Consider the following 24,861-nt stretch of genomic DNA (forward strand, 5'->3'; position numbering starts at 1 on the left):
CTAAACATCCCGGAATCGCTGATGCAAAACGCGGCTTCACCCGCACCGATCGAAAGCGCGCTGCTGAAACAGGTTGCGAACGACGCGATCATTCATGGCTACTTCACCCGGCAGGGCGGCGTCTCCGAAGGTCTCTACCGCGGCCTCAATGTCGGCCTCGGATCGAACGACAACCGCGACCATGTCAACGAGAACCGCCGCCGCGTCGCCGCCTGGTTCGGCCAGCCGCTGGAGAAGCTGGCGACCGTCCATCAGGTCCATTCACCCGACGCCGTGACCGTCGATGGAAATTACGATGGCGATCGCCCGCAGGCCGACGCGCTGGTGACGGCCACGCCCGGCATCGTCCTCGGCGTGCTGGCTGCCGATTGCGGCCCCATCCTGTTTGCCGATCCCGAAAACCGCGTTATCGGCGCAGCCCATGCAGGCTGGAAGGGTGCGCTGACCGGCGTGCTCGAAAACACGATCATTGCCATGGAGAAACTCGGCGCCCGGCGCGAGGCGATCGTCGCCTGCCTCGGACCCTCGATCAGCCAGGCGAGCTATGAAGTCGGTCCGGAATTCGTCGATCGCTTCGTCACGCAGGATCCTGCTTACGCGCAATATTTCATTCCGTCGGCAAAGCCCGGTCATTCGATGTTCGACCTGCCTGCCTTGACGGTCGGCCGGTTGAAGAAGGCCGGTGTGCGCGCCGAAAGCGTCGGCCTCTGCACCTATCCGGACAGCGAGCGCTTCTTCTCGTACCGCCGCACCACCCATAACAACGAGCCGGATTACGGCCGCCAGATTTCAGCGATCAGCATCAGGGAGATTTGAGACAATGGCACTGCACTTCGAACGGAGCGAGTTCGCCAGCCGCCTAGCCCGTGTCACCGAACAGATGCGCGAGGAAAAGCTCGACGCCCTGCTAATCTTCGCCCAGGAAAGCATGTACTGGCTGGCCGGCTATGACACCTTCGGCTACTGCTTCTTCCAGACGCTGGTGGTCAAGGCGGATGGCACGATGGCGCTGATCACCCGCTCGGCAGACCTTCGCCAGGCCAAGCACACCTCGATCCTTGAGGACGTCCATGTCTGGGTCGATCGCGTCAACGCCGATCCGACCGTCGATCTCAAGAACCTGCTTGTCGAAATGGATCTGCTCGGCGCCCGCATCGGCGTCGAATATGATACCCACGGCATGACCGGCCGCGTCGCCCGCCTGCTCGACGCGCAGCTTTCGAGCTTCGGCCAGATCAGCGATGCCTCCTATCTCGTCAGCCGCCTGCGCCTGATCAAGAGCCCGGCCGAAGTCGCCTATGTCGAGCGCGCTGCGGCCCTTGCCGACGATGCGCTGGATCAGGCGATCCGGCTCACCAAGGCCGGCGCCGACGAAGCCGACATTCTCGCGGCCATGCAGGGTGCCGTCTTCAGCGGCGGCGGCGACTATCCGGCCAACGAATATATCATCGGCTCCGGCGCCGACGCCCTGCTCTGCCGCTACAAGGCCGGGCGCCGCAAGCTCGATGCCAATGACCAGCTGACGATCGAATGGGCCGGTACCTACGCGCATTACCATGTGGCGATGATGCGCACGATCGTCGTCGGCGAACCGACCCACCGTCACCGCGAATTGTTCAGCGCCTGCCTGGAAAACCTGCAGGCGATCGAGACCGTGCTGACGCCCGGCCACACCTTCGGCGACGTGTTCGACATGCATGCCAAGATCATGGACGAGCGCGGCCTTGCCCGCCACCGCCTGAACGCCTGCGGCTATTCGCTCGGCGCCCGCTTCTCGCCGTCCTGGATGGAGCACCAGATGTTCCATGTCGGCAATCCGCAGCCGATCGAGCCCAACATGTCGCTCTTCGTCCACATGATCATCGCCGATTCCGACAGCGGAACTGCCATGACGCTCGGCCAGACCTACCTGACGACATCGGGTGCACCGCGGGCGCTTTCGCGCCACGGACTGGATTTCCTCGGCGCCTGAGAGACTTCACCGGCAAGAATCCGGAATTGACACAAGACCATCCCCGCCCGCATAAACTGGGCGGGGCTGATGCGAATGACGGAAGGAAAGCTGGAAGGATGACGCGATCGCTGACTGCGCCAGCACTTCTTGCATGCCTCGCCAGCCTGCTCGCCGCCTGCAATACCACCGACGCGATGACGCCGCTCGTCGATATCGGCGATTCCTCCGTGGCGCCGCGCTCCTCGCCGGTGACCCAGCGCGAAGTCGAGCGCATGGCCGGGTCGCAATCCCGCCAGGCCTTTGCCGCCGAGCCGCAGGAAGGCTATCACCCCGCCTATAATCAAGCCTACCGCCCCGGCCCCGGCGCACCGCCGACATCCATGCAGGCGCAGGCCGACGCCCTTTCGGCGCAGGCGCCGCAAAGCTATCGCGCGCCCGAGGCCGTCGAGAGCGAGCCGCTATCCAACGCCGAAGCCGAAGAGCAGGATATGGGCGACCAGGCGCCGCCGCCGCGCCGGCAGCGTCAGGAGACGCAGCAGGTGGCCGCCATCGATCCGGTCGAGTCAGGCTCGACCCGTGGCAATACCGTCCGCTTCCTGCCGATTATCGGTGCACCCGTTCAGGCCGTCACCCCGCTCTCGCGTCAGCTCGGCACCGAGGCCCGTTCGCACGGCCTGTGGATCAAGAGTTCCACCGACAACAGCAGCGATTACATCCTGAAGGGCTATCTCTCGGCCTTCACCGACGCGGGCAATGTCACCGTCACCTATGTCTGGGACGTTCTCGACAGCAGCGGCGGCCGGCTGCACCGCATTCAAGGCGAAGAGAAGGTCCCCTCCGCCGCTCAGGACCCCTGGGCCGGTGTCCCCGCCTCGGTCATGCAGCAGATCGGCACCAAAACCATCGCCGAATTCAACGTCTGGCGCCAATCTCAGGGCGGTTAGCAACAGGGTTTTGATAAATATCAAGCCCTGTGTCGCCTTTGCGCTTGCATTCAGAAGCAAGCTGGCTAAAAAGCGCGGCTATCAGCAGACAATAGGCGGGCCAAAATGAAGGTTTTCGCAGGCAATTCGAACCGGCATCTCGCCGAAGCGATCTGCACCTATCTCAATGTGTCCTTGGGCAAGGCCAGCGTCAGAAGATTTGCCGACCAGGAAATCTTCGTCGAAGTTCAGGAAAATGTGCGCGGCGAGGACGTGTTCCTCGTTCAGTCGACATCGTTCCCGACCAACGACCATCTGATGGAATTGCTGATCATGATCGATGCGATGCGCCGCTCGTCGGCCCGCCGCATCACGGCAGTTCTTCCCTATTTCGGCTATGCCCGCCAGGATCGCCGCGCCTCGGGGCGCACGCCGATCTCGGCCAAGCTGGTCGCCAACCTGATCACCGAAGCCGGCGCCGATCGCGTTCTGACGCTCGACCTGCATGCCGGCCAGATCCAGGGCTTCTTCGATATCCCGACTGACAACCTCTATGCGGTGCCGGTTCTGACGCGCGACATCAAGGCTCACTACGACACCAGCAACATCACCGTTGTTTCGCCTGACGTCGGCGGCGTGGTGCGCGCCCGCGCGCTTGCCAAACGCCTCGACTGTCTGCTGGCGATCGTGGACAAGCGCCGCGACCGCCCGGGTGAATCCGAAGTCATGAACATCATTGGCGAAGTCGAAGGCAAGGACTGCATCCTGATCGACGATATCGTCGATTCCGGCGGCACGCTCTGCAATGCTGCCGATGCGCTGCTCGCGCAGGGCGCAGCCAGCGTCACGGCCTATATCACTCACGGCGTTCTCTCCGGCGGCGCGGTCACCCGCATCACCTCGTCGAAGCTGCGCGAACTTGTGATCACCGACACCATCCAGCCGACCACGGCTGTGCAGTCGGCCCACAATATCCGCGTCATCACGACCGCCAATCTGATCGGCGAAGCCATCAACCGCACCAGCCAGGAAGAGTCCGTCTCCAGTCTCTTCGACTGACGGTTCCATCCCTGCCCTGTTCGGAGCGGCGAAGTTGCATTTGCTGCTTCATCGCGCTGACTGTTTCGACTAGGCTTCCCCTGTGATTTGTTTGCACGGGGGAGCAATTGTGACGAACATCCGAAACCATCTGAAAACCGGCAGGCGGCTGGCGCTGATAGCGCTTATTCCGCTGCTGTCGGCCTGCACCGTCGACGTCGATCCCGGCTATTCGCGGCCACCGCCGCGTCCCCGGCCGCCTCAGCCACAAATGTGCACGATGGAATATGCCCCGGTCTGCGGCGAGCGCGGCGGGCGCACGCAAACATTCAGCAATGCCTGCCAGGCGCGCAGCAGCGGCTTCGTGATCGTTGGACGCGGCGAATGCCGCGGCGGGCCGCCACCCTTCCCGCGTCCGGAACCAGACCGTCCCGGCCGCCCGGACTGGCCGGATGGTCCAGGCAGGCCCGACCGGCCCGAAAGACCGGATAGACCCGACCGCCCGGGCCGCCCCGATGGCATCTGCACCCGCGAATACCGCCCGGTCTGCGGCGAACGCGGCCGCCAGACGCAAACCTTCCCAAATGCCTGCGAAGCCGGCAATGCGGGCTTCAGCATCATCAGCGGTGGAGAGTGCCGCCAGTAGGCCGCGCCTCTCCACTATCCAGCCAAACGAAAAGGCCCGCTTCGAAGCGGGCCTTTCTAAATCAGGGCTTGGTCTCTTCGGACGGCGTAGCATCATCCGAGGGCGCCGCATCGTCAGACGGAGCGGTCTCATCCGGAGTAGCCTCGTCTGAAGGAGCGGCCTCATCCGAAGGATCCGTCTCGTCGGAGGGAGCAGCTTCTTCAGTGGCCGGTGCATCCGGACCCTTGATCTGCTGGCCATTGACGCTGACCGAGCCGTCGCTTGCTACAGCCACATCCCAGCGCTGCGCGCCATCGGGATCAGCCTTGGCAAAACCCTTTATCATCATCAGGCCGAAGGATGCCTGGGTCAGGTCTGGGTTGGTCTTTGCCAGTTCCTGGATGGCGGCGATCGTCTTGTCGTAGTCGCGCGCCACGATCGAAGCATTCAGCTTGTAATCTTTCTGCGTATCGACCCGGCCTTCCAGCTCGCCGGAGACCTCGACGTCATAGACGCTGGACTTGGCGCTGACCTTCGGAAAATCGACCTTCAGAATACCGCCTGGGAAAAGCTTCTCGGCAGCCTGCTGCCCGGCCTTCTCGCTGTCGTCGGTGGACTTGGTGAAATCCATCTTCATGAACTCGTCCGCGAAGGCCGCGAAATCCATGCCGGGAACGCCGAACTGGATATCGAGCGCCTGCGGCAGGAACGCGGTGTAACCGGCAGGAACGAGCGCGCTGTCGAGTGTCACGTCGGCAGCATCCATCGCGACGCCGATACGCGTCGCATTGCTCGGACCATCGACGGTGAAGTGATAGCCGAAGGACTTGGCGCCACCGCTGCCAACCGCACTGGTGACGGCGAGGTTGTTGAGCTTGATGGTTTCCTCAAGCGAGCTCAGCAGCGGGAAAGCATTGCCGAGCATGCCCTTCAGCTTCGCCTCGCTCTCCTTGGTCAGCTGCTTCTCATCGGCATGATCGAGCACGAAAAGGACCATCTCCTTGATGTCCTTGGCGGCGATGCCATTGACCTTGGCATCGAAATCCAGGCTGTCGGCAGAGATCTGGATCGGCGGCATTTCCTTGCCGCTGACCTGCTCGGCAAAGGCGCTGAACTTGCCGTTGGCGGCAAAATCCAGACGTCCCGCCGTGGCGCTGTCTGCGGAGCTCAGCTTGTAGACCATGTCCCCGAAGCTGGCATTGACGGATTCCGTATCGGTCGTGGAGCTGATCTTCAGGTCCTTGGCGCTGAAATCACCCGAGCGCAGATAGCTGATCGCCGGGTCGAAGACCGAGGTGAAATCCATCTGAGCGATCGAATAGGTGAAGTCCGTGCGCGCCTTGTCCGGTCCGCCGAAATGGCCGGTCACATTCAGGTTGTTGTTGCCTTCGAGGTTCCACAGCCCGCTATCCTGCGGTGTCGCGAACATCTTGAACGGCACGAGACCCTTGATCTCGAAATCCTGCTTCTTGACCTTCTCCAGGAGCTTGGCGAAATCATAGGTGATCTCGTAACGCGAGCCTGCCGGCTTCACGGTGACCGGCTGGCTCTTGGCGATGTCCTTCGGCAGCAGGTGATTGAGATTGTCACGGATGGCGTTCGCACCGTCCTGACTGATGTCAGCGGCGGACGCTCCCGTGGCCAAAGCCAGAACAATGGCGCTCGTCGCCGTGATAAGCCTGTGACGCATCTCGATAATTCTCCCTTGGGGCATGAAGGCGCGCATGTGAGATTGCCAGAGGCCGGATGTCAAGCCAGCCTCATCCGCGGGTTGATATTTTCTTCTCAGGCGGCTGCCGCGGCCTTAATCTCATCCACAGCCATCACTTCAGGTTGAGGCTTGGCGGGCGCGTCGGTGCCGACGATCGCCTCGATGCCCGACCGCGGCACCGGCTTGCCGAAAAGGAAGCCCTGCACCTGCAGGCACCCTTCCCGGCGCAGGAAGTCGATGTGATCTTCGTTCTCGACACCTTCGGCCAGAACCGGGATGTCGAGACTTGCGGCCAGGATCAGCGTCGAGCGGACGATTGCCGCCGACTGCTTGTTGGTGACGACGCCATCGACGAAAGCGCGATCGATCTTGATCTTGTCGAAGGGGAAGCTCTGCAGTGTCGAAAGCGACGAGTAGCCGGTCCCATAGTCGTCCATGGCCACTTTGATCCCCAGCGCCTTCAGCCTGCGGATCGCATGCAGCGCGTGCTGGTGGTCGGCGATGATGCCGGATTCGGTGATCTCGATTTCGAGGCGCGAAGCCGGGAGGCCGGTCTGCAGCAGGATTTCGTGGACGATCTGCGGCAGGCGGGGATCGCTCAGTTGCTGCGGCGCGACGTTGACGGCGATGCGCAGCGGGTTCTTCCAGGTTGCAGCTTCCGCACAGGCGGCGCGCAGTACCCATTCGCCGAGCTCCAGAATGAAGCCGTTACGCTCGGCAATCGGAATGAACTCCATCGGCGCGATATAGCCGCGCACCGGATGCTTCCAGCGCAGCAAGACCTCGAAGCCAACGACCTCGCGCGTCACCGTATCGTTCTGCTGCTGGTAGAACAGTTCGAACTCCCGGCGCCGCAATCCTTCACGCATCTCGATTGCAAGCGCGTTCCGCTCGCGGGAGATCTGGTCCATCGAGGCATCGTAGAAGCAGATGCTGTTGCTGGAGGTCGATTTCGCCCGGTACATGGCAATGTCGGCCTGCGACAGCAGATCGTCGATCGTGGTTGCCTGGCCCGGGAAGGTCGAGATGCCAACGCTGGTGCCGACGCAGAGCGTCTGCTCTTCCCAGGAAACCGGCTTGGCGATCTCGTCGATGATCCGTTGCGCCAGGCCAGTGGCATCGGCGCGGATGAAATATTTGTGCATCACGGCCACGAACTCGTCGCCGCCGACGCGGGCCATGAACTGGCTGTCGTTGCTGAGCAGCATCAGCCGTTCGGCAACCGTCCGCAGCACGGCGTCGCCGGCCGCATGGCCGTGGACGTCGTTGATTTCCTTGAAGCGGTCGAGATCAAAGGAGAGTACGGCGATATTCGCCGTCATGTCCTTCGGCCGTTTCGTCAGCGCCGCAAGATGCTCGTTGAAGGCGGCGCGGTTCGGCAGGTTAGTCAGCGGATCATGCAGCGACAGATGGCGATAGCGCTCGACGGCCGCCTGGCTGGACTGAATGTCGATGACATAGGTCGACGCACCAAGCGCGAGGATAACCACCATGACTGCGACGACAAGGCCGGTCATGATGTTGACGGAAATCAGCTCTCCCGCGACCGGAATGGCGCTGTCGGGAACGATCGTCAGGCCAGCCATGCCGGTAAAATGCGTCAGCACGATCGCCAGGATCAGGGCCAGGCCGGAGCCGTGCTTGCAGAACCGGGTGACCGGACGCGCAACGCGATTGGTGGCAACGGCGCCGAAGGCCGCGGCCAGCACCAGCGAGGTCAGGACATAGGGCTGGCTCCAGACCATGTGGCCTGCAACCTTGTATCCGGCGATCCCCACATAATGCATGCAGGCAATACCGAGGCCGACGATCGCCCCGCCCGCTTCGACCAGCATGGTCTTCGGCGTGCTGGCGGCAACGGTGAAACCGATGATGCTGGCAGCGATGCCGATGAACAGCGAGATCAGGGTGAGTTCGGGCTCATAGCCGTTCATCGCCGGCGACTGGTAGCCGAGCATGGCGATGAAATGCGTCGTCCAGATCGTCGATCCGCCGACGAAGCCGGAGAGAAACAGCCAGTTGAACTTCTGCAGGCCCTCTGTGCGCCGTACCCGGGTGAAAAGCCGCATCGTCAGCAGTGAGCCCAGAACGCAGATCACGGTCGCGAAAAGGAGATGCGACAGGCTGTGTTCGACTGTGATGCAGGAGATGATACGCAACATGATTGAGACCGCGATTGAAACCGTGATCACCTATATGTATTCGCATAGTAGGATTCATTAATTGGCGTTTTAATTGCGATTCATTGGTTAAATAACCGTCAGATTTTACAACCGCGCAAAAGAAAGCCACAACCACAGGAGCAAAGGGCGCGCCCGGCCTTGCCGAGCTTGCGTTTCAGCCGGACTTATACTATAGCGCACGCGTCCGCACAGACACCCTTGGAGGCAATGCGGATGAAGCTTCCCAAAAAAGGTGCTTCCAGTCAAAGGACGGCATATGCCGGACTTCGACTCTCCATATAACCTCGAAAGGAATAGCCATGAGCCACGAAACTTACGAGCTCAAGGCCGAGGCGCGCGAACGGGTTGGTAAGGGGTCCGCCCGTGAACTTCGCCGCAACGGTTTGATTCCCGCTGTCATCTATGGTGACAAGCAGGCCCCGATTTCCATTACGCTCAACACCAACGAGGTGACGAAGCGTATCCATGCCGGCGGTTTCATGACCACCGTTGCCACGATCGACCTCGGCGGCAAGAAGTACCAGGTTCTCCCGAAGGACTACCAGCTCGACCCGGTTCGTGACTTCACGATGCACGTGGATTTCCTCCGCGTTTCCGGCAACACGCAGGTTACCGTTGAGATCCCGGTTCACTTCATCAATGAAGAGAAGTCGCAGGGTCTCAAGATCGGTGGCGTTCTCAACATCGTTCGTCACGAAGTTGAAGTTCACTGCCCGGCCAATGCCATCCCGGAATTCTTCAATGTCGACCTGAGCGGCAAGAAGATCGGCGACAGCATCCACATCTCGGAAGTTACCCTTCCGAAGGGTGTCACCACGGTTATCGACCGCGACTTCACGATCGCCACCATCGTTGCTCCGGCAGCTGGCGTCGAAGAAGACACGTCTGAAGCCGAAGGCGGCGCTGAAGCCTGATAAGCTTCCTATCAATTTGTAAAGCATAAGGCCCGCTTCCTTCCCGGAAAGCGGGCCTTTTCATTTGCTGGCTACAACCGTTTCAGCAAGCTTTAACACATTCATGGAAGCATTCTCCCCAAAGTTATTGCCATATCGCCGTATATTAGAAGACGGCCGAAGAAGAAGCGGCCGGGGAGAAAACGGAACAATGAATAATTCCGTTGAAAATAGATTTTTTGCGATTGTCTGCGGTGCGCTACTTGTTTTTGTCGCGCCGCTTTTTGTGCTTTTTCTCTTCCTCTCTTCAGAACGCGCCGACAAGGAAATCCGCGACCACATCTCCGTGCTTCTGGTTGCCAATTCCCAGGCGCTCGCCAAACCGCTCTGGGATCTCGACGAAGACAGCGTCACGCAGATTTCCGCGACGATCGTTTCCCAGGGCGCTATCGTCAAGGTCGAGGTCCGCGACCAGTCCGGCCAGCTTGATATCACCCAGAGCACCATTCCGAAGTCGTTCAGCGGCGAGCTGGAGCAGGTCTCGCGTGCCATCATCTACAACAATGTCGACGGTCCGAAGAACCTCGGCAGCATCTCCGTCTACTATCCGAAGCTCGGCCTCTTCTCCGGCCTGAAGCATGAGGAAGTGGTCTTCATCTCGATCTTCATCTTCGCCGTTCTCGCCGTTTTCGGCAGCGCGCTGATCGGCAACCGCATCTTCGTCATCCACCCGCTGATGCGCCTGATCGCCGCCATCGAGGCCACCAGCCAGCTCGGCTCGCGCCATCACGTCGACTGGCAGTCCGGTGACGAGATGGGCCGCCTTGCCAGCAGCTTCAACGACATGCAGACCAAGCTGGAGCGCGAGGAAAAGGAGCTGAAGCTCGCCCATCGCCGCGCCACCGACATTTACGACCTGACGCCCGCCATGCTCTTCTCGCTCGACGAGGAAGACCGCATCACAGCCGTCAGCGATTACTGGCTGGTCGCCACCGGCTACAGCCGCACTGACGCCGTCGGCCGCAAGTTCGCCGATCTCGTCATGCCGGATACCCGCGACATCTTCCTGTCGCGCAGGAACACTGCCGAGGAAGGCGCGCTCGACGTCACGGTCAAGTTCAGATGCGCCGACGGCCGCGTCATCGACGTGCTGATCTTGGAATCCAACGCCGCGACCGGCGGCACCGACAAGCTGTCACTGTCGGTCATGACCGACGTGACCGAACTCAAGGCCTCCGAAGACCGCAACCACCGCCAGGCAATCACCGATCACCTGACCGGCCTCTTGAACCGCCAAGGCTTTGAAGCCGTGCTCGACCGCAAGATCGCCGAAGCGGATGCCGCGGGCCAGGAGCTTGCCTGCCTGTTCGTCGACCTCGACCGTTTCAAGTGGATCAACGACAATATGGGCCATGCCGAAGGCGACCGGGCGCTGCGTGAGCTCGTTGCCCGCTTCAAGACCCATCTCGCCCCATCCGACGAAGCCGCCCGCCTTGGCGGCGACGAATTCGCCATCCTGCTGCCGGCCGCCGACGCCGAGAAGCGGGCGCGGGCGATGTGCGATCAGATCGCCACGATCTTCGACACGCCTTTCGGCCCCGACTTGCATCTGAGCGCCTCCGTCGGCGTCGCCATCTATCCGCGCCATGCGGCCAATGCGGCGGAACTGCTGCAGAAATCCGACATGGCGATGTATGCCAAGAAGCGCGACGGCAAGAACGGCGCCCGCCTGTTCGACAACGCGATGCTCGATACCGCACGCAGCCGCGCCGAGATCGAAAGCTGCATCGAGGCAGGCCTCGCCGAGGACTGGTTCGAAGCCTACCTGCAGCCGATCGTCGGCCTGACCCACGGCAACATCGCAGGCTTTGAAGCGCTGATGCGCCTCAACCACCCGCAAAAGGGCCTGATGCCTCCGGCCGAGATTATCAACGTCGCCGAAGAGACGGCCAAGATCGTCCGCATCGGCAACGTCATCATGGAGAAGGCGATTTCCAATCTCTCCCGCATCTCCCGGATTACCGGCATGCAGGACACCTACCTGGCGATCAATTTCTCGCCGCTGCAGTTCGAGCCCGCCCTGCCCTCGCGTCTGGCCGGTCTGCTCGGCCGCCATGGCATCCGTCCCGAACGCATCGTCGTCGAGATCACCGAGGCCGTGCTGATGCACGACAACCCGCAGATCCGCATGATCGTCACCGAGCTGCGCCGCTTCGGCTGCCGTATCGCGCTGGATGATTTCGGCACCGGCTACTCGTCTCTGAGCTATCTCAACCGCTTCCCGGTTGATATCATCAAGATCGATCAGTCCTTCACCCGCGCCATCAACGAAGGCAACGACGATGTCGGCATGAAAAGCCGGATGCTGATCGAGGCGATCACCACGCTGTCGCACAAGATGAACTGCACAGTCATTGCCGAGGGCATCGAGACCGAAGAGGAATGCCGGACGCTGCAGCAGATGGGGCTGGATTATGGACAGGGCTATCTCTTCCACCGGCCGCAGACCGCAGCGCAGCTGATCGAGAAGCTGAGCGGCGTCATCCCCTTCGTGGCGCGTGCGTCATAGACCAACGAACATCAGGAGTTATGCGATGAAAAAGCTGCTGCTTCTCGCCTTCCTCATCCTGCCTGCCGCAGCCTCCGCGCAAACGGTGTCCTTCACGACTGAAGACTACGCACCCTTCAACTACCGCGACGGCAAGGTCATCAAGGGCGCCACCGTCGAGCAGGTCGAGAAGGTGATGGCGGATATCGGCGTCGATTATACGATCGAGATGATGCCCTGGGCCCGCGCCTACACGCTGGCGCAAAGCACGCCGATGACCTGCGTCTTCGCCACAGCCCATAACGGTCTTCGCGATCCCCTGTTCAAATGGGTGGAGCCGCTGCTCATCGACCGCAACATCCTGATCAAGGCCAAGGACTCCGCTGTCACCGCCGACAATCTGGAAGAAGCCAAGAAGTACCTGGTCGGCACCTGGCGCGAGGACTACACCGAGACGACGCTGAAGGAAAAAGGCTTCCCCAAGCTCGATGTCGCCAGCGACTTCAATGCGACGATGCGCAAGCTGCTGGGCGGCCGCATCGACATGATGCCGATCTCGGAGCTCTATTTCGACAAGCTGAAGCAGGATCAGCCGCTGGAGATGGTGACGGTGCTCTCCAGCCAGCCGATGGGCATTGCCTGCCAGAAGGACTTTCCGGACGATCTGCTGCACAAGATGCAGGCCTCGCTCGACAAGCTGATTGCCGATGGCACGCAGAAGCAGATCTTCCTGAAATACGGCCTCAACCTGCTGCAATGACAGGCTGCTCCAGCCTTTGCGCTTGACTTCATGCCCGTTTCGCGGTGGTGAAACGGGCATCGGATTTTCAAGGAATGGATTGGCCCATGCTGATCATCGCGGGTCTCGGCAATCCCGGCAGAAAATATGCCGGCAACCGCCACAATATCGGTTTCATGGCCATCGACGCCATTCACCGCCGCCACAGCTTTTTGCCCTGGTCGAAGAAGTTCAAGGCCGAGATATCGGAAGGCGAACTCGACGGCGAGAAGGTGCTGCTGATCAAGCCGCAGACCTACATGAACCTGTCGGGCGAATCCGTCGGCGAAGCCATGCGCTTCTACAAGCTGCAGCCGTCCGATCTCGTCGCCATCTATGACGAGCTGGATCTGGCGCCCGGCAAGGCGCGGCTGAAGACCGGCGGCGGCCATGGCGGCCACAACGGCATCAAGTCGCTCGACGCCCATTGCGACCGCGAATACCGACGGCTGCGCCTCGGCATCGGTCATCCCGGCGTCAAGGAAATGGTCCAGCATCACGTCCTCGGCGATTTCGCCAAGGTAGACCAAAGCTGGCTGGAGCCGCTGCTGGACGCGCTGGCCGACAATGCCGGCATGCTGGTTCGCAACGAGGATTCGCAGCTGATGAACAAGCTGGCGCTTGCCACCGGCGGCAAGGCCGACGACGAAAAGGCGAAGGTGGAGAAGAAGCCGGTGGCCAAATCCCACATCCATCAGGCCCGCAACCACAACCAGCCGAAAATCCTGCCGGTCAGCGGCCCGATGGCCGAGATGCTGAAGAAGCTGCTGGGTAACAAAGGCGATTGACCGGATGAGCACGCCGCTCGCGATCCGCGCAGCCGAGGCCAGCGATCTCCCTGCCCTGCTTGGCCTCTATGCCGAGCTCAATCCGGCCGATCCGCCGATCGATACGGCCATTGCTACCGAGCGCATGAACGCGATCCTGGCGCAGCCGGGCATGCGCATCTTCATCGGCTTTGCCGGAAAGGTGGCCGCCGCCACCGTGACACTCGTCGTCATCCCCAATCTCACCCGCAACGGCTCATCCTATGCGCTGATAGAGAACGTCGTCACCGGTGCAAGCCATCGCAAGCATGGCTTTGGCGCGGCACTGATCGCCCACGCGATCGACGCAGCCTGGGACGCCGGATGCTACAAGGTGATGCTTTTGACCGGCTCGAAGGATCCGGCAACGCTGCGCTTCTACGAGGGCTGCGGCTTCGCGCAAGACAAGACCGGCTACCAGGTGCGGCGGCCGGCAGGGCGCTGACCTCAGAACAGCCCGGTCTCGTGCAGCCGGTAGAGAAAGAGGTTCCACAGCGCCGAAAGCCCGCTGTCGATCATCCACGCCATAGCGCCTGAGGCACCCGGCGAAAACAGCATGACCAGCAACCCGCCGGCAGTACTGAGCATCACCGAGATGCGGAAGTTCTTGAGACTGTCCAGCCGGTAATAGCCGTTGTCGTCATATTCGGTGCCGAACAGCAGGTCGGGAAGATTGTAGCCGCTGGAGAGCGGCAGATCGAGCAGCGGCCGGTCAGTGATACGGTCGGGCAAAACGTTGAACACCGCCCGGCAGACATGGCCGATGGCACCGAGCAGCGCAAAGATCGCCGCCGCCACGAAATAATGCCAGGTCGCCGCTTCCGCAGGCATCTCGAGCCTCCGCCGTTTCCGCCATGCTACCGAAAAACCTCGGACATTCGATTAAGGAGGCTGGTTAAGAGATCGCCAAGCTATTCCTCGGGCTCGGCCGTCAGCATCAGCGGGAATCCCGCTTCCTTGGCATAGTCCATCGCTTCCTTGACCTTGGTCTCGGCAATGTCCTTGGTGCAGACGACCACAACGCTCGACCCGAGCTTGTGCGCCGTCAGCATGACGCGATAGCCCGCCTCCTCACTCATCCGGAACACGGCCTTCAGCACCATGGTCACGAATTCGCGCGGCGTATAATCGTCGTTGAACAGAATGACCTTGTAAAGCTTCGGCTTGTCGAGCTTCAGCTTCGTCTTGGTTTTTGGCTTCAAGACAACGTCGTTGTCACTCATGGGAAGTCCACCGTCGATGGAGATGGGAAAGCCTTAGGCTCCCTTCTTATATTGCATCGTTGCGCGCCCGTTCAAGGGAAACACCGGCAACACAAGTGCAGACCAGCGCGAAAAGCTTGACCGAATGGCTCCTTTATCCCATACGCACGGCCAAGGAATTCAAGAAAACAGCAGGTTTCAGCCATGGGCTTCAAATGCGGTATCGTCGGTCTGCCGAATGTCGGCAAGTCGACCCTTTTCAACGCGCTCACCAAGACGGCAGCGGCGCAGGCGGCAAACTATCCGTTCTGCACGATCGAGCCGAACACCGGCGAAGTCGCCGTTCCCGACGCGCGCATGCAGAAGCTGGCAGCGATTGCCGGCTCCAAGGAAATCATTCCGACGCGCATCTCCTTCGTCGATATCGCCGGCCTGGTGCGCGGCGCGTCGAAGGGTGAAGGGCTCGGCAACAAGTTCTTGGCCAACATCCGCGAAGTCGATGCCGTAGTCCACGTGCTGCGCTGTTTCGAAGATGACGACATCACCCATGTCGAGGGCCGCATCAATCCGGTCGGCGATGCCGACACTATCGAGACCGAGCTGATGCTCGCCGACCTCGAGAGCCTGGAGCGCCGCGTCGAGCAAACCCGCAAGCGCGCCGCCAGCAAGGACAAGGATTCGCTGGCCCAGCTGCCGGTCATGGAAGCCGTCATCAAGCTGCTCAACGAAGGCAAGCCGGCCCGCCTTCTCCTGAAAACGCTGGCACCTGAGGAAATCGAGATCCTCAAGGGCCTCAATCTCCTGACCTCGCATCCGGTCCTTTACGTCTGCAACGTCGCCGAGGCTGATGCCTCCACCGGCAACGAGCACACCAAGGCCGTCGCCGAAATGGCAAAGCAGCAGGGTGCGGAATGCGTCGTTATCTCTGCGGCGATCGAATCCGAAGTCGCGCAGCTGCCCGACGAGGAATCGAAGGAATTCCTCTCCGCGCTCGGCCTGGAAGAAGCCGGTCTCGACCGCCTCATCCGCGCCGGCTACCACCTGCTCGACCTGATCACCTATTTCACGGTCGGTCCGAAGGAAACGCGCGCCTGGACGATCGTGCGCGGCACCAAGGCGCCTGCCGCCGCCGGTGTCATCCACACCGATTTCGAACGCGGCTTCATCCGCGCCTTCACCATCGGCTATGACGACTACATCAACTTCAAGGGTGAAGTCGGCGCCAAGGAAGCTGGCAAGGGCCGCGACGAAGGCAAGGAATACGTTGTCGCCGACGGCGACGTCATCCACTTCCGCTTCAACACCTGATCAAAGCGAACTGCCGCTCTGGCGGGCAGCTCATGCCGGCGTTATCGCAACGCCGGCAATTTTGCCTGCAGGCCGAGCGGCAGCCTATCGACGATGGCGCGGCGCAACGGCAGCCAGCTCATACCGATCAGCAGCACGAAAATTCCGATAGTGACGAGCTCTGCGGACAGCAAGCCGTCCATCCGCATATTGCTGTGCTGCAGAATTGCGCTGAGCGCGACACCCAATGAAAGCAGGCCGGACGTGACAAACGCGCGACGGTCGATGATCAGCCCAATCGCCATCATGCCAAGGACGATAGCAACCACGACAGCCGGTCCGGTGTAGTTATCGACGTCATTGGCGGTCACGCCGAGCAGCAGGAAGCACAACAACATCGTTCCATAGAGAAGCGCCGGCGCCGTCGCGAGATGCATCCAGAAAGCGACGTCAGAACTGCGCGTCACCCGCTCGCGATCCCTGAGATCGAACGACATGGCAACGGCGAACATGAAAATCACGCAGACGAAGAAGATGCTGACGGTCTGATATCGTATGGAGCCTGTTGCATCGTGCCACCCGGCCGCAGGCGCCATGAAAGCCAAAACTCCTGCGAGGAACACGAGGAAGAGCGAAATCAAAAGCGCCGCGAGGGCTATTGGTACGCGATAGCGCCAATGAAACAGCGCCAGTAGCGGCGGAAAAGGCACGAGCAACAGCAACGCGCCCAAAGACGGGTACGGGTGGATGTATCTCTGCTCCAGTCCGAGAGAGGGTTCCGTGGTCAATAGCATGACTGAAGCTCCTATCCAGAGCACCGTCGCGACGGTAAGCGCGACGGCTGGAAGCGCTAGCCTCTGGCGGCGAACAAATATTTCGGCAAAAATGATTATCGCAGGCAGGGTTGCATAGACGGAACCCACCCCGCCGAAGCCGAGAAGCGCAACGATGATGCCGATCGTGATCAGAATGTCATGAAAACCGCGAACGAACCTGGGCGCCTCGCTATCTTCCAGCGGGTTGGCGGCATCTCCTCGGCGTTTCGCCAGCAGTTGCTCTCCCCCCGCGGTCGGCTCGGCCGCTGCAAGTCTTTGGCCGAGATAGGAAAACAACGTCTGCGCCTGGGTTTCGGTGATGATGCCGTCTTCGGCTGCGCCCTGCAGCGCCGTCTCCAGATTGCTCATGAACATCCCGCATCGTTGAATACAGCCCATGAAGATCACAGGATCATTTCGCAATCAATAGGCGAAAAGCGTGGCGATCCCGTGCCTGACGGTCCCGTCTCCATGTCTGAAAAGACTTGCACTCCCGACACCTCACATGCCATCTGCGAAGGCAGGGACTGACGAGGCCTGCAATGAACAACCAGAAACTGAGCTATGAAGATTTCGCGCCGGGCCGCAGCTTTCCGCTTGGCCCGATCCCTGTCACATCAGAAGAGATCATCGAATTCGCCACCGAATTCGATCCACAGCCGATGCACACATCTGAAGCGGGCGGCAAGGCGAGCATCCTCGGCGGCCTCGCCGCTTCCGGCTGGCATACGTCGGCTTTGTTCATGCGGATGATGGCCGAGGGCTATCTCTTGAACTCCTATTCACAGGGCGCGCCCGGCATCGACATCATGGAGTGGAAGAAGCCGGTGCTATCTGGCGATATGCTCTCCGGACGCTCGATCGTGCTCGAATCCCGCCTGATGCGCTCGCGGCCCGGCATCGGTATTGCGCGTTTCAAGCACGAGATCGAGAACCAGCGCGGTGAGCTCGTCTGCTATGCGGAAAACTGGATCATGTTCAGCACGCGTGACGCGGCGGGGAAAAGCGCATGAGGATGACCGAGCTCTATGCCATCGGCCAGAAGGTCGAGATCGGCAGCTACACCTTCACCGAGGAGCGCATCGTCCATTTTGCCACCCGCTTCGATCCCCAACGCTTCCATGTTGACCGCGAGGCCGCCAAGGACACGCTGTTCGGCGATCTCTGCGCTTCCGGTTGGCACAATTGCGCCGCCTGGATGCGAACCTTCCTGGATTACTGGATGGCGCAGAGCGTCCGCCTGGCGCAGGATGGGCTCGCCGCCCCGAAGCTCGGCCCCTCGCCCGGTTTCGAAAATCTGCAATGGCTGAAGCCGGTCTTCGTTGACGAGACGGTCGCCTATTCGGTGACCTTCCTGTCCAGCCGCCCGCTGGCATCGCGCCCGGGCTGGCACCTGAACAAGATCCTCAACGAAGGCATCAATCAGGAGGGCATCCCGGTGATCCGCTTCGAAAGCAGCGTCCTCGAATTCGAATAGGACAAGCCGGGCGTCAGTGCCCGGCAAACTCCACCAGCGTGTGAACGTCGACGCCGAGCTCTTCGAGCTTCTTGCGGCCGCCAAGATCCGGCAGGTCGATCACGAAGCAGGCGCCGACGACTTCAGCGCCGATCTGACGCAACAGCTTCGTCGCGCCGACAGCCGTGCCCCCGGTCGCGATCAGGTCATCGACGAGGATCACCTTCTCGCCCGGCTGCACCGCATCGCGATGCATCTCCATTTCATCGACGCCATATTCCAGGCTGTAGGCGATCCGGACGGTCTCATGCGGCAGCTTGCCCTTCTTGCGGATCGGCACGAAGCCGGCGGACAGCTGGTGGGCCACGGCGCCGCCGAGAATGAAACCGCGGGCTTCCATGCCGGCGATCTTGTCGACCTTCAGACCGGCATAGGGTTGCACCAGCTCGTCGACAGCGCGGCGGAAGGCGCGCGGGTTGCCGAGCAGCGTGGTGATGTCGCGAAAGATTATGCCGGGCTTCGGATAATCAGCGATGGAGCGGATGCTGGCGGCAAGCTCCGAGGCAATGTTGTTCATGGAAAGTCCGTCTGTCTGCGAGGGCACAAAGAGGCTGCACCCTATCAATTGCCATTCCCGGAACCAACAAAAAAGGCGGCCCGGAGGCCGCCTTTTGCTTATTCGAAAGAGAACCGCTTAGTGGTCCTTGCTGGCATAGACCGAGCGCTTCGTCAGATAGATGAGGCCCGAGAAGATCAGCAGGAAGATCATCACCATGAAACCGGTGCGCTTGCGCTCTTCGAGATGCGGCTCGGCAGCCCACATCAGGAAGGCCGAAACGTCGCGCGAATACTGATCCACGGTCTGCGGCGAACCATCGTCATAGGTGACCTGGTCGTCGGAGAGCGGCTTCGGCATAGCGAAAGCAGCGGCTGCGTGGAAATACGGGTTATAGTGCGCACCAGCCGGAACCTGGAAGCCAGCCGGCGGATCCTGGTAGCCCGTCAGCAGCGAGTGGATGTAATCCGGGCCGCTTTCCTGGTACTGCGTGAAGATGTCGAAGACGAACTGCGGGAAACCGCGCTCGACTTCGCGTGCCTTGGCGAGCAGCGACATATCCGGCGGAGCTGCGCCATTATTGGAGGCCGCAGCCGTTTCAGGGTTCGGATATGGCGACGGGAAATGGTCGGACGGAACAGCCTTGCGGGTGAACATCTCACCGCTGGCGTCAGGGCCGTCCTGCACTTCGTAGTTGGCCGCGAATGCCTTCACCTGCGCATCCGAGTAACCGAGGTTGCTCAGCATGCGGAACGGGACGAGGTTCATCGAGTGGCAGGCGGAACAGACTTCGGTATACACCTTCAGACCGCGCTGCAGCTGACCCTTGTCATAGTGACCGAAGGGACCAGCGAAGCTCCACTTTTCCTCGGTCGGCTCCTTCAGGGGATAATGAGGCGTCGCTTCCTCGTGATGAGCAGGCGCTGCGCCAGCCGCAGGCGCCGCGTCTTCGGCAAGAGCAGCACCGGCGAAGGCGGCTGCAATTGCGAGCGACAGAATGCTTGTAACAAGCTTTTTCATGTTTTTAATTCCTTCCGCCGCTCGGTTATGCCTTGGCCGCAGACTTGTTCTTCTTCTCGAGCACCGCTTCGGTGATCGAGTTCGGAACGCGCAGCGGTGTCTCGACAAGACCCAGCACCGGCATCGCCACCAGGAAGAAGGCGAAGTAGAGGAGCGTGCAAATCTGCGAGATGGTGGTGAAGAGACCTTCAGCCGGCTGGGAACCAAGCCAGCCGAGGATGATCGCGTTGATCACGAACAGCCAGTAGAACAGCTTGTACCACGGACGGTAGACGGCCGAACGGACCTTCGAGGTATCGAGCCAGGGCAGGAAGAACAGCACGATGATCGCGCCGAACATCACCAGAACGCCGCCGAGCTTCGAGTCGATCGGGCCGACATTGAAGGTGATCGAGCGCAGCATCGCGTAGAACGGCAGGAAGTACCATTCCGGAACGATGTGAGCAGGCGTCTTCAACGGGTCAGCCGGGATGTAGTTGTCGGCGTGGCCGAGGAAGTTCGGCAGGTAGAAGACGAAATAGGCGTAAACCAGCAGGAAGATCGAAACACCGAGCGCATCCTTGAGGGTCGCGTAAGGCGTGAAGCGGACGGTGTCCGTCTTCGTCTTGACTTCGACGCCTGTCGGGTTCGTCTGGCCGGTCACGTGCAGTGCCCAGATGTGCAGGATAACAACGCCTGCGATCATGAAGGGCAGCAGGTAGTGCAGCGAGAAGAAGCGGTTCAGCGTCGGCTGATCAACGGCAAAGCCGCCAAGCAGGAACTGCTGGATCCATTCGCCGACCAGCGGGAAGGCCGAGAAGAAGCCGGTGATAACGGTCGCGCCCCAGAAGGACATCTGACCCCAGGGCAGAACGTAGCCCATGAAGCCGGTTGCCATCATCAGGAGGTAGATGACGACGCCGAGGATCCAGAGGATTTCGCGCGGCGCCTTGTACGAACCGTAGTAGAGGCCGCGCGCGATGTGCAGGTAAACCGCAACGAAGAAGAACGATGCGCCGTTGGCGTGCATGTAGCGCAGCAGCCAGCCGTGATTGACGTCACGCATGATCTTTTCAACCGAGTTGAAGGCGATCGACGTGTCGGCGGCGTAGTGCATGGCAAGCACGATGCCGGTCAGGATCTGAACGATCAGCATGACCGAAAGCATGGCACCGAAGGTATAGGCATAGTTCAGGTTACGCGGAACCGGGTATGCAACGAAGCTGTCATAGATCATACGCGGCAGCGGAAGGCGCGCATCGATCCATTTTTCCAAGCCGGTTGATGGCTCGTAGCTGGAATGGCCACTCATGTATCAGTCTCCCCTCAACCGATCTTGATCTTAGTGTCGGACACGAACGAAAAGGTCGGAATAGCCAGGTTCTGCGGCGCAGGGCCTTTACGGATACGGCCGGCCGTATCGTAGACAGAACCATGGCAGGGACAGAACCAACCGTTGTATTCGCCGGCCTGGCCGAGCGGTACGCAACCGAGGTGGGTACAGGTACCAACCATGACGATCCAGTTTTCCTTGTCCTTGCCGGCGGAGCGATCGAGGTCGGTCGCCTGGGCATCGGGAGCAAGGTTGGCATTGCGCGCAACCGGGTCCTTGAGGTCGGCCAGCGGCGTATCCGCAGCAGCCTTGATCTCTTCCGGCGTACGATTGCGGATGAAGATCGGCTTGCCGCGCCACTTGACGGTCAGCGACATGCCGGGCGTCAGGCTCGTGACATCGACTTCGATCGAAGCCAGTGCCAGCGTCGATGCGTCCGGACGCATCTGATCGACGAACGGCCATGCAACCGCAACGGCGCCGACAGCACCCGCCATACCAGTGGTGAGATATAGGAAATCACGGCGAGTGGGCTCTGATGAAGCCCCGCTTGTCGTATCGTGTTCGCTCACGGCTAAACCATCCTCTGCGCAATTTTCGCGGAATTCCGCCCTGCCCCTCTCAGCGACGAATCTGTTGAAGACACAATTCGGCCACAGACTCCCCACCAATCCGGCGCGTTCTATGCTTGATCGCAAATTATGTCTACCCTTGACAAGGGGCTGACGGCACAATGTCGCGGGAAATTTCAGATGAAATTTTCAAGTCAATCCGTAGGCTTCGCGGGATTGGAGGGCGCTGGAGCCTCTGCTCTAGACCACCTTGGCCTCACGTCCGCCCGTACCCTCGCCGGTGCCGTCATCGGCGGCGAGGAACCCGCCGGACTGCCGGGCCCAGAGTTCGGCATAAAGCCCGCCCTTGGCAATCAGCGCCTCATGCGTGCCTTCCTCGATGATTCGCCCCTGATCGACGACGATCAGCCGGTCAAGCGCGGCGATGGTCGAGAGCCGGTGAGCGATCGCCAGCACCGTCTTGCCGTCCATGATGCGGTTGAGGTTCGACTGGATCGCCTCCTCGACTTCGGAGTCCAGCGCCGAGGTGGCTTCGTCGAGCACCAGGATCGGCGCATCCTTCAGCATGACACGGGCAATCGCGATACGCTGACGCTGGCCGCCGGAAAGCTTGACGCCGCGCTCGCCGACATGGGCGTCGAAGCCCTTGCGGCCGTTCTGGTCCTGCAGCCTGTCGATGAAACTCATGGCTTCGGCCCTCTGGGCGGCTTCGACCAGCTTGCCCTCGCCCGCATCCGGGCGGCCGAAGAGAATGTTGTCGCGCACCGAGCGGTGCAGCAGCGACGTATCCTGGCTGACAACGCCGATCTGCATGCGCAGCGTCTCCTGGCGCACGGCGGCAATGTCCTGGCCATCGACGAGAATGCGGCCGCCCTCGACGTCGTACATCCTGAGCAGCAGGTTCACGAGCGTCGATTTTCCGGCACCTGAACGCCCGACGATACCGACCTTTTCGCCGGGTGCGACTGTCAGCGAGAAGTTGTCGATCACACCCTTGCTCTTGCCGTAGTGGAACGAGACATTTTCGAAGCGGATGCTCGGTTGGCGGATGACGAGTTCGCGCGCGTCCGGCCGGTCGACAAGCCCGAGCGGCTGCGAGATCAGTTCGGCGGAGTTCTGGATCGTGCCGAGATTGCGCATGATGCCGTTGAACTGCGTCATCAACCGGCCCAGCAGGAAGTTCAGGCGCAGCACCAGTGCCAGCGAAAAGGCGACAGCGCCGGAGCTGACCAGTCCGCGCAGCCACAGATCGACGCTGAGCCCCGCCATGGTCACGATCATCAGGCCCGACAGCAGCGCCATGGAGGCACGCACGCCGGTGATGAAGCGCGTGAAGCGCAGCACCGTTTCCTGATAGATATCGAAGCCCTGCCGCATGTAGCGGTCGCTTTCCTCGTCGCGTGCAAACAGCTTCAGCGTCTGGATATTGCTGTAGGAATCGACCATGCGGCCATTCAGCATCGACGCCGCCTCGGCCGTTTCGCGGGAGTGGAAGCGGATGCGCGGCACGAAATAGCGCGCCAGCACGCCAAAGGCGACGATCCAGAAAAACACCACGGCCGCGAGCGAGAAATCGAGCCTCGCAACGAGCACCAGCGTCGCCGCCGCATAGATGCCGACGAACCAGACGCTCTCCATCAGCGACGTCACGAGATCGCCGACCGCCTGCCCCGCCGACCAGACCTTGGAAACGATACGGCCGGAAAAATCGCTCTGGAAGAACTGCAGCGACTGACGCGACACATGCAGATAAGACTGCCAGCGGGCCAGATTGTAGAAGCCCGGCGTGATCACCTGCTGATCGACCAGCGCGATCAGGAAGGCGACGACGAAGCGCACGATGCCGATCAGCGCCAGCATGCCGAAGAGCTCAGCGCCGTGATCGCCAAGCAGTTTGCTCCAGCCGTCTCCGGGCTTGATGGTGCTCAGGATATCGACGAGACGGCCGACGAACCAGAAGAGCGCCGCCTCGATCGCCGCCGACATTCCGCCGAGCACGAGCATCGCAATGAAGGGCCATCGTGCCTGGCCGATGTAGAACCAGATGAAACCCAGCGTCGAACGCGGCGGCTGGATATTATCCCGCTGACGGAAGGGGTCGATCCAGGTTTCGAACAGGTTGAGAATGGGGCGCAGCAACATGATTGCCGATATAGGCAAAAACCCCGGACCGGCAAAGAGTAACGGCGGCTGACACAACCTTATATTTTGGTAATATTCGATAATATCGGCGTGAGGCGTGTTGAATGCCGCTGACCTAGCCACAATCTCGGAGTACAATCGACGCTCAACGGAGACATCCAGGCATGGAAACGAAAATGCTGAGAGTGCATATTCCGCTTCCAATTGCGGAAAGGCTGATGGCCGCCGCCGAACATCTCGGGATCGAGCACGACGCGATCGTCAGCGAGGCCGTCGCCCTATGGCTGGAGCGCGAAGAGGAACGCCGCCTGCTCGACCTGCGCACGCTTGCCAGCGCCAACACCATGTTCATCGTCGAGACCCACCGCATCCGCGACTGGGCGGATAGCCTTTAGGCGTCGCACTTGAAAATTCAGTTTTGTGATTTATAAATCACAAACCGATGATCAGACTTTCGCAAACCGATATCTATCGAAAATGGGAGCAAAAGCTGAGGGACAAGCGCGCTCGTGCGGCTATCGCTGCCAGATTGACGCGGTTGAGCTATGGCCTCACGGGCGATGTAGAGCCGGTTGGCGACGGCGTCAGCGAGTTGCGCATTCATTACGGGCCGGGCTACCGGCTCTATATCACCTGGCGCGGCAAAGGGCTGATCATTCTTCTCTGTGGAGGAGACAAGAGTTCGCAGAGCCGCGACATAGCGCTTGCCAAGAGGCTTGCGCGCGAACTGGACGAGAACGATGGCTGAGAAATTACACGATTACGATCCGGCGGATGCGCTGACCTCGGACGAGGCGATCGACGAATTCATGAAGGACGCGTTTGAAAGCAGAGACGCGGGCTATATCGCCCATGCGCTCGGCATCGTCGCAAGGTCGCGCGGGATGAGCGAAATCGCCAAGGAGACGGGTTTGGCACGCGAAGCACTCTACCGTTCCTTCGCCGAAGATGGGAACCCGACGCTGAAGACGGTCCTGGCGGTGATGCAATCGCTGGGCTTGGAACTCACCGCAAAACGCCATACCGCCTAAGCAAAAGCC

26 protein-coding genes are annotated in these 24,861 nt (G+C 60.9%); 16 read left to right on the forward strand and 10 right to left on the reverse strand.

What is annotated here, in order from left to right; translation table 11 throughout:
- The first annotated feature begins 21 nt into the window (after positions 1–21).
- The 5 genes from pgeF to AC1DV9_RS16785 all read left to right on the forward strand — a co-directional run bounded on the left by pgeF (position 22) and on the right by AC1DV9_RS16785 (position 4,561).
- Positions 22–816 carry a peptidoglycan editing factor PgeF gene (gene pgeF / locus AC1DV9_RS16765; RefSeq protein ID WP_477949214.1) on the forward strand — a complete coding sequence of 265 codons (795 nt, stop codon included), beginning with the start codon at positions 22–24 and terminating at the stop codon, positions 814–816.
- 4 nt (positions 817–820) lie between these two features.
- Complete coding sequence (locus AC1DV9_RS16770) at positions 821–1,972, forward strand: M24 family metallopeptidase (RefSeq protein WP_477949216.1); 1,152 nt, start codon at positions 821–823, stop codon at positions 1,970–1,972.
- 98 nt (positions 1,973–2,070) lie between these two features.
- Positions 2,071–2,898, forward strand: coding sequence for a hypothetical protein (locus AC1DV9_RS16775; protein WP_477949217.1), 828 nt, complete (start codon positions 2,071–2,073; stop codon positions 2,896–2,898).
- A 105-nt stretch (positions 2,899–3,003) separates the two neighbouring features.
- Complete coding sequence (locus AC1DV9_RS16780; RefSeq protein WP_112386272.1) at positions 3,004–3,936, forward strand: ribose-phosphate pyrophosphokinase; 933 nt, start codon at positions 3,004–3,006, stop codon at positions 3,934–3,936.
- Positions 3,937–4,054: 118 nt separating this feature from the next.
- Positions 4,055–4,561, forward strand: a complete 507-nt coding sequence (locus AC1DV9_RS16785; protein WP_477949513.1) for a Kazal-type serine protease inhibitor family protein — start codon at positions 4,055–4,057, stop codon at positions 4,559–4,561.
- Between the two features lie 61 nt (positions 4,562–4,622).
- Here AC1DV9_RS16785 and AC1DV9_RS16790 read toward each other — a convergent pair whose 3' ends face one another.
- Together AC1DV9_RS16790 and AC1DV9_RS16795 are read right to left on the reverse strand one after the other, a co-directional pair.
- Positions 4,623–6,230, reverse strand: a complete 1,608-nt coding sequence (locus AC1DV9_RS16790) for a hypothetical protein (RefSeq protein ID WP_477949219.1) — start codon at positions 6,228–6,230, stop codon at positions 4,623–4,625.
- A 95-nt stretch (positions 6,231–6,325) separates the two neighbouring features.
- On the reverse strand, positions 6,326–8,413 hold the full coding sequence (locus AC1DV9_RS16795) for a bifunctional diguanylate cyclase/phosphodiesterase (protein WP_477949220.1): 2,088 nt from the start codon (positions 8,411–8,413) through the stop codon (positions 6,326–6,328).
- 320 nt (positions 8,414–8,733) lie between these two features.
- Here AC1DV9_RS16795 and AC1DV9_RS16800 point away from each other — a divergent pair, with 320 nt between their 5' ends.
- The 5 genes from AC1DV9_RS16800 (at position 8,734) to AC1DV9_RS16820 (ending at position 13,904) form a co-directional block, all read left to right on the forward strand.
- Positions 8,734–9,348 (forward strand): 50S ribosomal protein L25/general stress protein Ctc, encoded by a 615-nt coding sequence (locus AC1DV9_RS16800; RefSeq protein WP_112386270.1) that lies wholly within the window; start codon positions 8,734–8,736, stop codon positions 9,346–9,348.
- A gap of 190 nt (positions 9,349–9,538) precedes the next feature.
- On the forward strand, positions 9,539–11,896 hold the full coding sequence (locus AC1DV9_RS16805; RefSeq protein WP_477949222.1) for an EAL domain-containing protein: 2,358 nt from the start codon (positions 9,539–9,541) through the stop codon (positions 11,894–11,896).
- 25 nt (positions 11,897–11,921) lie between these two features.
- Positions 11,922–12,635, forward strand: a complete 714-nt coding sequence (locus tag AC1DV9_RS16810; protein ID WP_477949223.1) for a substrate-binding periplasmic protein — start codon at positions 11,922–11,924, stop codon at positions 12,633–12,635.
- Between the two features lie 86 nt (positions 12,636–12,721).
- Positions 12,722–13,441, forward strand: coding sequence for an aminoacyl-tRNA hydrolase (gene pth / locus AC1DV9_RS16815; protein ID WP_477949225.1), 720 nt, complete (start codon positions 12,722–12,724; stop codon positions 13,439–13,441).
- A gap of 4 nt (positions 13,442–13,445) precedes the next feature.
- Positions 13,446–13,904 carry a GNAT family N-acetyltransferase gene (locus AC1DV9_RS16820; RefSeq protein ID WP_477949227.1) on the forward strand — a complete coding sequence of 153 codons (459 nt, stop codon included), beginning with the start codon at positions 13,446–13,448 and terminating at the stop codon, positions 13,902–13,904.
- A 2-nt stretch (positions 13,905–13,906) separates the two neighbouring features.
- On the opposite strand, the gene AC1DV9_RS16825 is transcribed toward AC1DV9_RS16820, so the two are convergent.
- Entirely contained in the window at positions 13,907–14,290 is a 384-nt protein-coding gene (locus tag AC1DV9_RS16825) for a hypothetical protein (protein WP_477949228.1), read from the reverse strand.
- An 80-nt stretch (positions 14,291–14,370) separates the two neighbouring features.
- Positions 14,371–14,682: an ATP-dependent Clp protease adapter ClpS gene (clpS, locus tag AC1DV9_RS16830; protein ID WP_112515747.1), complete on the reverse strand. Its 312-nt coding sequence runs from the start codon at positions 14,680–14,682 to the stop codon at positions 14,371–14,373.
- Between the two features lie 183 nt (positions 14,683–14,865).
- Between clpS and ychF the strand changes: the two genes are divergently transcribed.
- The gene (ychF, locus tag AC1DV9_RS16835; RefSeq protein WP_112386262.1) at positions 14,866–15,969 is read left to right on the forward strand and encodes a redox-regulated ATPase YchF; all 1,104 of its coding nucleotides are present in this window, start codon (positions 14,866–14,868) and stop codon (positions 15,967–15,969) included.
- Positions 15,970–16,010: 41 nt separating this feature from the next.
- Here the strand turns inward: ychF and AC1DV9_RS16840 are convergent, their stop codons facing one another.
- Positions 16,011–17,132, reverse strand: coding sequence for a hypothetical protein (locus AC1DV9_RS16840; RefSeq protein ID WP_477949230.1), 1,122 nt, complete (start codon positions 17,130–17,132; stop codon positions 16,011–16,013).
- A gap of 173 nt (positions 17,133–17,305) precedes the next feature.
- On the opposite strand from AC1DV9_RS16840, the gene AC1DV9_RS16845 reads away from it, so the two are divergent.
- Both AC1DV9_RS16845 and AC1DV9_RS16850 read left to right on the forward strand, forming a co-directional pair.
- Positions 17,306–17,776, forward strand: a complete 471-nt coding sequence (locus AC1DV9_RS16845; protein ID WP_112515744.1) for a MaoC family dehydratase — start codon at positions 17,306–17,308, stop codon at positions 17,774–17,776.
- The gene (locus AC1DV9_RS16850; protein WP_112515743.1) at positions 17,773–18,240 is read left to right on the forward strand and encodes a MaoC family dehydratase; all 468 of its coding nucleotides are present in this window, start codon (positions 17,773–17,775) and stop codon (positions 18,238–18,240) included. The genes AC1DV9_RS16845 and AC1DV9_RS16850 overlap by 4 nt, the downstream gene beginning before the upstream one ends.
- 13 nt (positions 18,241–18,253) lie before the next feature.
- Here the strand turns inward: AC1DV9_RS16850 and AC1DV9_RS16855 are convergent, their stop codons facing one another.
- From AC1DV9_RS16855 to AC1DV9_RS16875, 5 genes are all read right to left on the reverse strand, one after another.
- A complete protein-coding gene (locus AC1DV9_RS16855; protein ID WP_112515742.1) occupies positions 18,254–18,796 on the reverse strand; it encodes an adenine phosphoribosyltransferase in 543 nt (180 codons plus the stop codon).
- 117 nt (positions 18,797–18,913) lie between these two features.
- Positions 18,914–19,795, reverse strand: a complete 882-nt coding sequence (locus AC1DV9_RS16860; RefSeq protein WP_477949232.1) for a cytochrome c1 — start codon at positions 19,793–19,795, stop codon at positions 18,914–18,916.
- Positions 19,796–19,820: 25 nt separating this feature from the next.
- Positions 19,821–21,086 (reverse strand): cytochrome b, encoded by a 1,266-nt coding sequence (locus tag AC1DV9_RS16865; protein WP_112386256.1) that lies wholly within the window; start codon positions 21,084–21,086, stop codon positions 19,821–19,823.
- Positions 21,087–21,100: 14 nt separating this feature from the next.
- The gene (petA, locus tag AC1DV9_RS16870; RefSeq protein WP_112515740.1) at positions 21,101–21,679 is read right to left on the reverse strand and encodes a ubiquinol-cytochrome c reductase iron-sulfur subunit; all 579 of its coding nucleotides are present in this window, start codon (positions 21,677–21,679) and stop codon (positions 21,101–21,103) included.
- Between the two features lie 240 nt (positions 21,680–21,919).
- Positions 21,920–23,821 (reverse strand): ABC transporter ATP-binding protein, encoded by a 1,902-nt coding sequence (locus AC1DV9_RS16875; RefSeq protein WP_477949234.1) that lies wholly within the window; start codon positions 23,819–23,821, stop codon positions 21,920–21,922.
- A gap of 164 nt (positions 23,822–23,985) precedes the next feature.
- Here AC1DV9_RS16875 and AC1DV9_RS16880 point away from each other — a divergent pair, with 164 nt between their 5' ends.
- From AC1DV9_RS16880 to AC1DV9_RS16890, 3 genes are read left to right on the forward strand one after another with little or no spacing between them, the layout of a single operon-like run.
- Entirely contained in the window at positions 23,986–24,216 is a 231-nt protein-coding gene (locus AC1DV9_RS16880) for a CopG family transcriptional regulator (protein WP_477949236.1), read from the forward strand.
- 47 nt (positions 24,217–24,263) lie between these two features.
- On the forward strand, positions 24,264–24,569 hold the full coding sequence (locus AC1DV9_RS16885) for a type II toxin-antitoxin system RelE/ParE family toxin (protein ID WP_477949238.1): 306 nt from the start codon (positions 24,264–24,266) through the stop codon (positions 24,567–24,569).
- Positions 24,562–24,852 (forward strand): addiction module antidote protein, encoded by a 291-nt coding sequence (locus tag AC1DV9_RS16890; RefSeq protein ID WP_112386251.1) that lies wholly within the window; start codon positions 24,562–24,564, stop codon positions 24,850–24,852. Before AC1DV9_RS16885 ends, AC1DV9_RS16890 begins: the two co-directional genes overlap by 8 nt.
- Positions 24,853–24,861 lie beyond the last annotated feature (9 nt).

Source organism: Rhizobium sp. 01L410, assembly GCF_056400165.1.

Excerpts from the sequence above, each read along its gene's own strand:
- AC1DV9_RS16845 (WP_112515744.1), top strand. The coding sequence starts at position 17,306 with ATGAACAACCAGAAACTGAGCTATGAAGATTTCGCGCCGGGCCGCAGC.
- clpS (WP_112515747.1), bottom strand. The coding sequence starts at position 14,682 with ATGAGTGACAACGACGTTGTCTTGAAGCCAAAAACCAAGACGAAGCTG.
- AC1DV9_RS16860 (WP_477949232.1), bottom strand. The coding sequence starts at position 19,795 with ATGAAAAAGCTTGTTACAAGCATTCTGTCGCTCGCAATTGCAGCCGCC.
- AC1DV9_RS16875 (WP_477949234.1), bottom strand. The coding sequence starts at position 23,821 with ATGTTGCTGCGCCCCATTCTCAACCTGTTCGAAACCTGGATCGACCCC.
- AC1DV9_RS16890 (WP_112386251.1), top strand. The coding sequence starts at position 24,562 with ATGGCTGAGAAATTACACGATTACGATCCGGCGGATGCGCTGACCTCG.
- AC1DV9_RS16780 (WP_112386272.1), top strand. The coding sequence starts at position 3,004 with ATGAAGGTTTTCGCAGGCAATTCGAACCGGCATCTCGCCGAAGCGATC.
- AC1DV9_RS16855 (WP_112515742.1), bottom strand. The coding sequence starts at position 18,796 with ATGAACAACATTGCCTCGGAGCTTGCCGCCAGCATCCGCTCCATCGCT.
- ychF (WP_112386262.1), top strand. The coding sequence starts at position 14,866 with ATGGGCTTCAAATGCGGTATCGTCGGTCTGCCGAATGTCGGCAAGTCG.
- AC1DV9_RS16770 (WP_477949216.1), top strand. The coding sequence starts at position 821 with ATGGCACTGCACTTCGAACGGAGCGAGTTCGCCAGCCGCCTAGCCCGT.
- AC1DV9_RS16865 (WP_112386256.1), bottom strand. The coding sequence starts at position 21,086 with ATGAGTGGCCATTCCAGCTACGAGCCATCAACCGGCTTGGAAAAATGG.
- AC1DV9_RS16805 (WP_477949222.1), top strand. The coding sequence starts at position 9,539 with ATGAATAATTCCGTTGAAAATAGATTTTTTGCGATTGTCTGCGGTGCG.
- AC1DV9_RS16885 (WP_477949238.1), top strand. The coding sequence starts at position 24,264 with ATGATCAGACTTTCGCAAACCGATATCTATCGAAAATGGGAGCAAAAG.
- AC1DV9_RS16775 (WP_477949217.1), top strand. The coding sequence starts at position 2,071 with ATGACGCGATCGCTGACTGCGCCAGCACTTCTTGCATGCCTCGCCAGC.
- pgeF (WP_477949214.1), top strand. The coding sequence starts at position 22 with ATGCAAAACGCGGCTTCACCCGCACCGATCGAAAGCGCGCTGCTGAAA.
- AC1DV9_RS16825 (WP_477949228.1), bottom strand. The coding sequence starts at position 14,290 with ATGCCTGCGGAAGCGGCGACCTGGCATTATTTCGTGGCGGCGGCGATC.
- AC1DV9_RS16850 (WP_112515743.1), top strand. The coding sequence starts at position 17,773 with ATGAGGATGACCGAGCTCTATGCCATCGGCCAGAAGGTCGAGATCGGC.
- AC1DV9_RS16840 (WP_477949230.1), bottom strand. The coding sequence starts at position 17,132 with ATGAGCAATCTGGAGACGGCGCTGCAGGGCGCAGCCGAAGACGGCATC.
- AC1DV9_RS16795 (WP_477949220.1), bottom strand. The coding sequence starts at position 8,413 with ATGTTGCGTATCATCTCCTGCATCACAGTCGAACACAGCCTGTCGCAT.
- pth (WP_477949225.1), top strand. The coding sequence starts at position 12,722 with ATGCTGATCATCGCGGGTCTCGGCAATCCCGGCAGAAAATATGCCGGC.
- AC1DV9_RS16790 (WP_477949219.1), bottom strand. The coding sequence starts at position 6,230 with ATGCGTCACAGGCTTATCACGGCGACGAGCGCCATTGTTCTGGCTTTG.
- AC1DV9_RS16880 (WP_477949236.1), top strand. The coding sequence starts at position 23,986 with ATGGAAACGAAAATGCTGAGAGTGCATATTCCGCTTCCAATTGCGGAA.
- AC1DV9_RS16800 (WP_112386270.1), top strand. The coding sequence starts at position 8,734 with ATGAGCCACGAAACTTACGAGCTCAAGGCCGAGGCGCGCGAACGGGTT.
- AC1DV9_RS16820 (WP_477949227.1), top strand. The coding sequence starts at position 13,446 with ATGAGCACGCCGCTCGCGATCCGCGCAGCCGAGGCCAGCGATCTCCCT.
- AC1DV9_RS16810 (WP_477949223.1), top strand. The coding sequence starts at position 11,922 with ATGAAAAAGCTGCTGCTTCTCGCCTTCCTCATCCTGCCTGCCGCAGCC.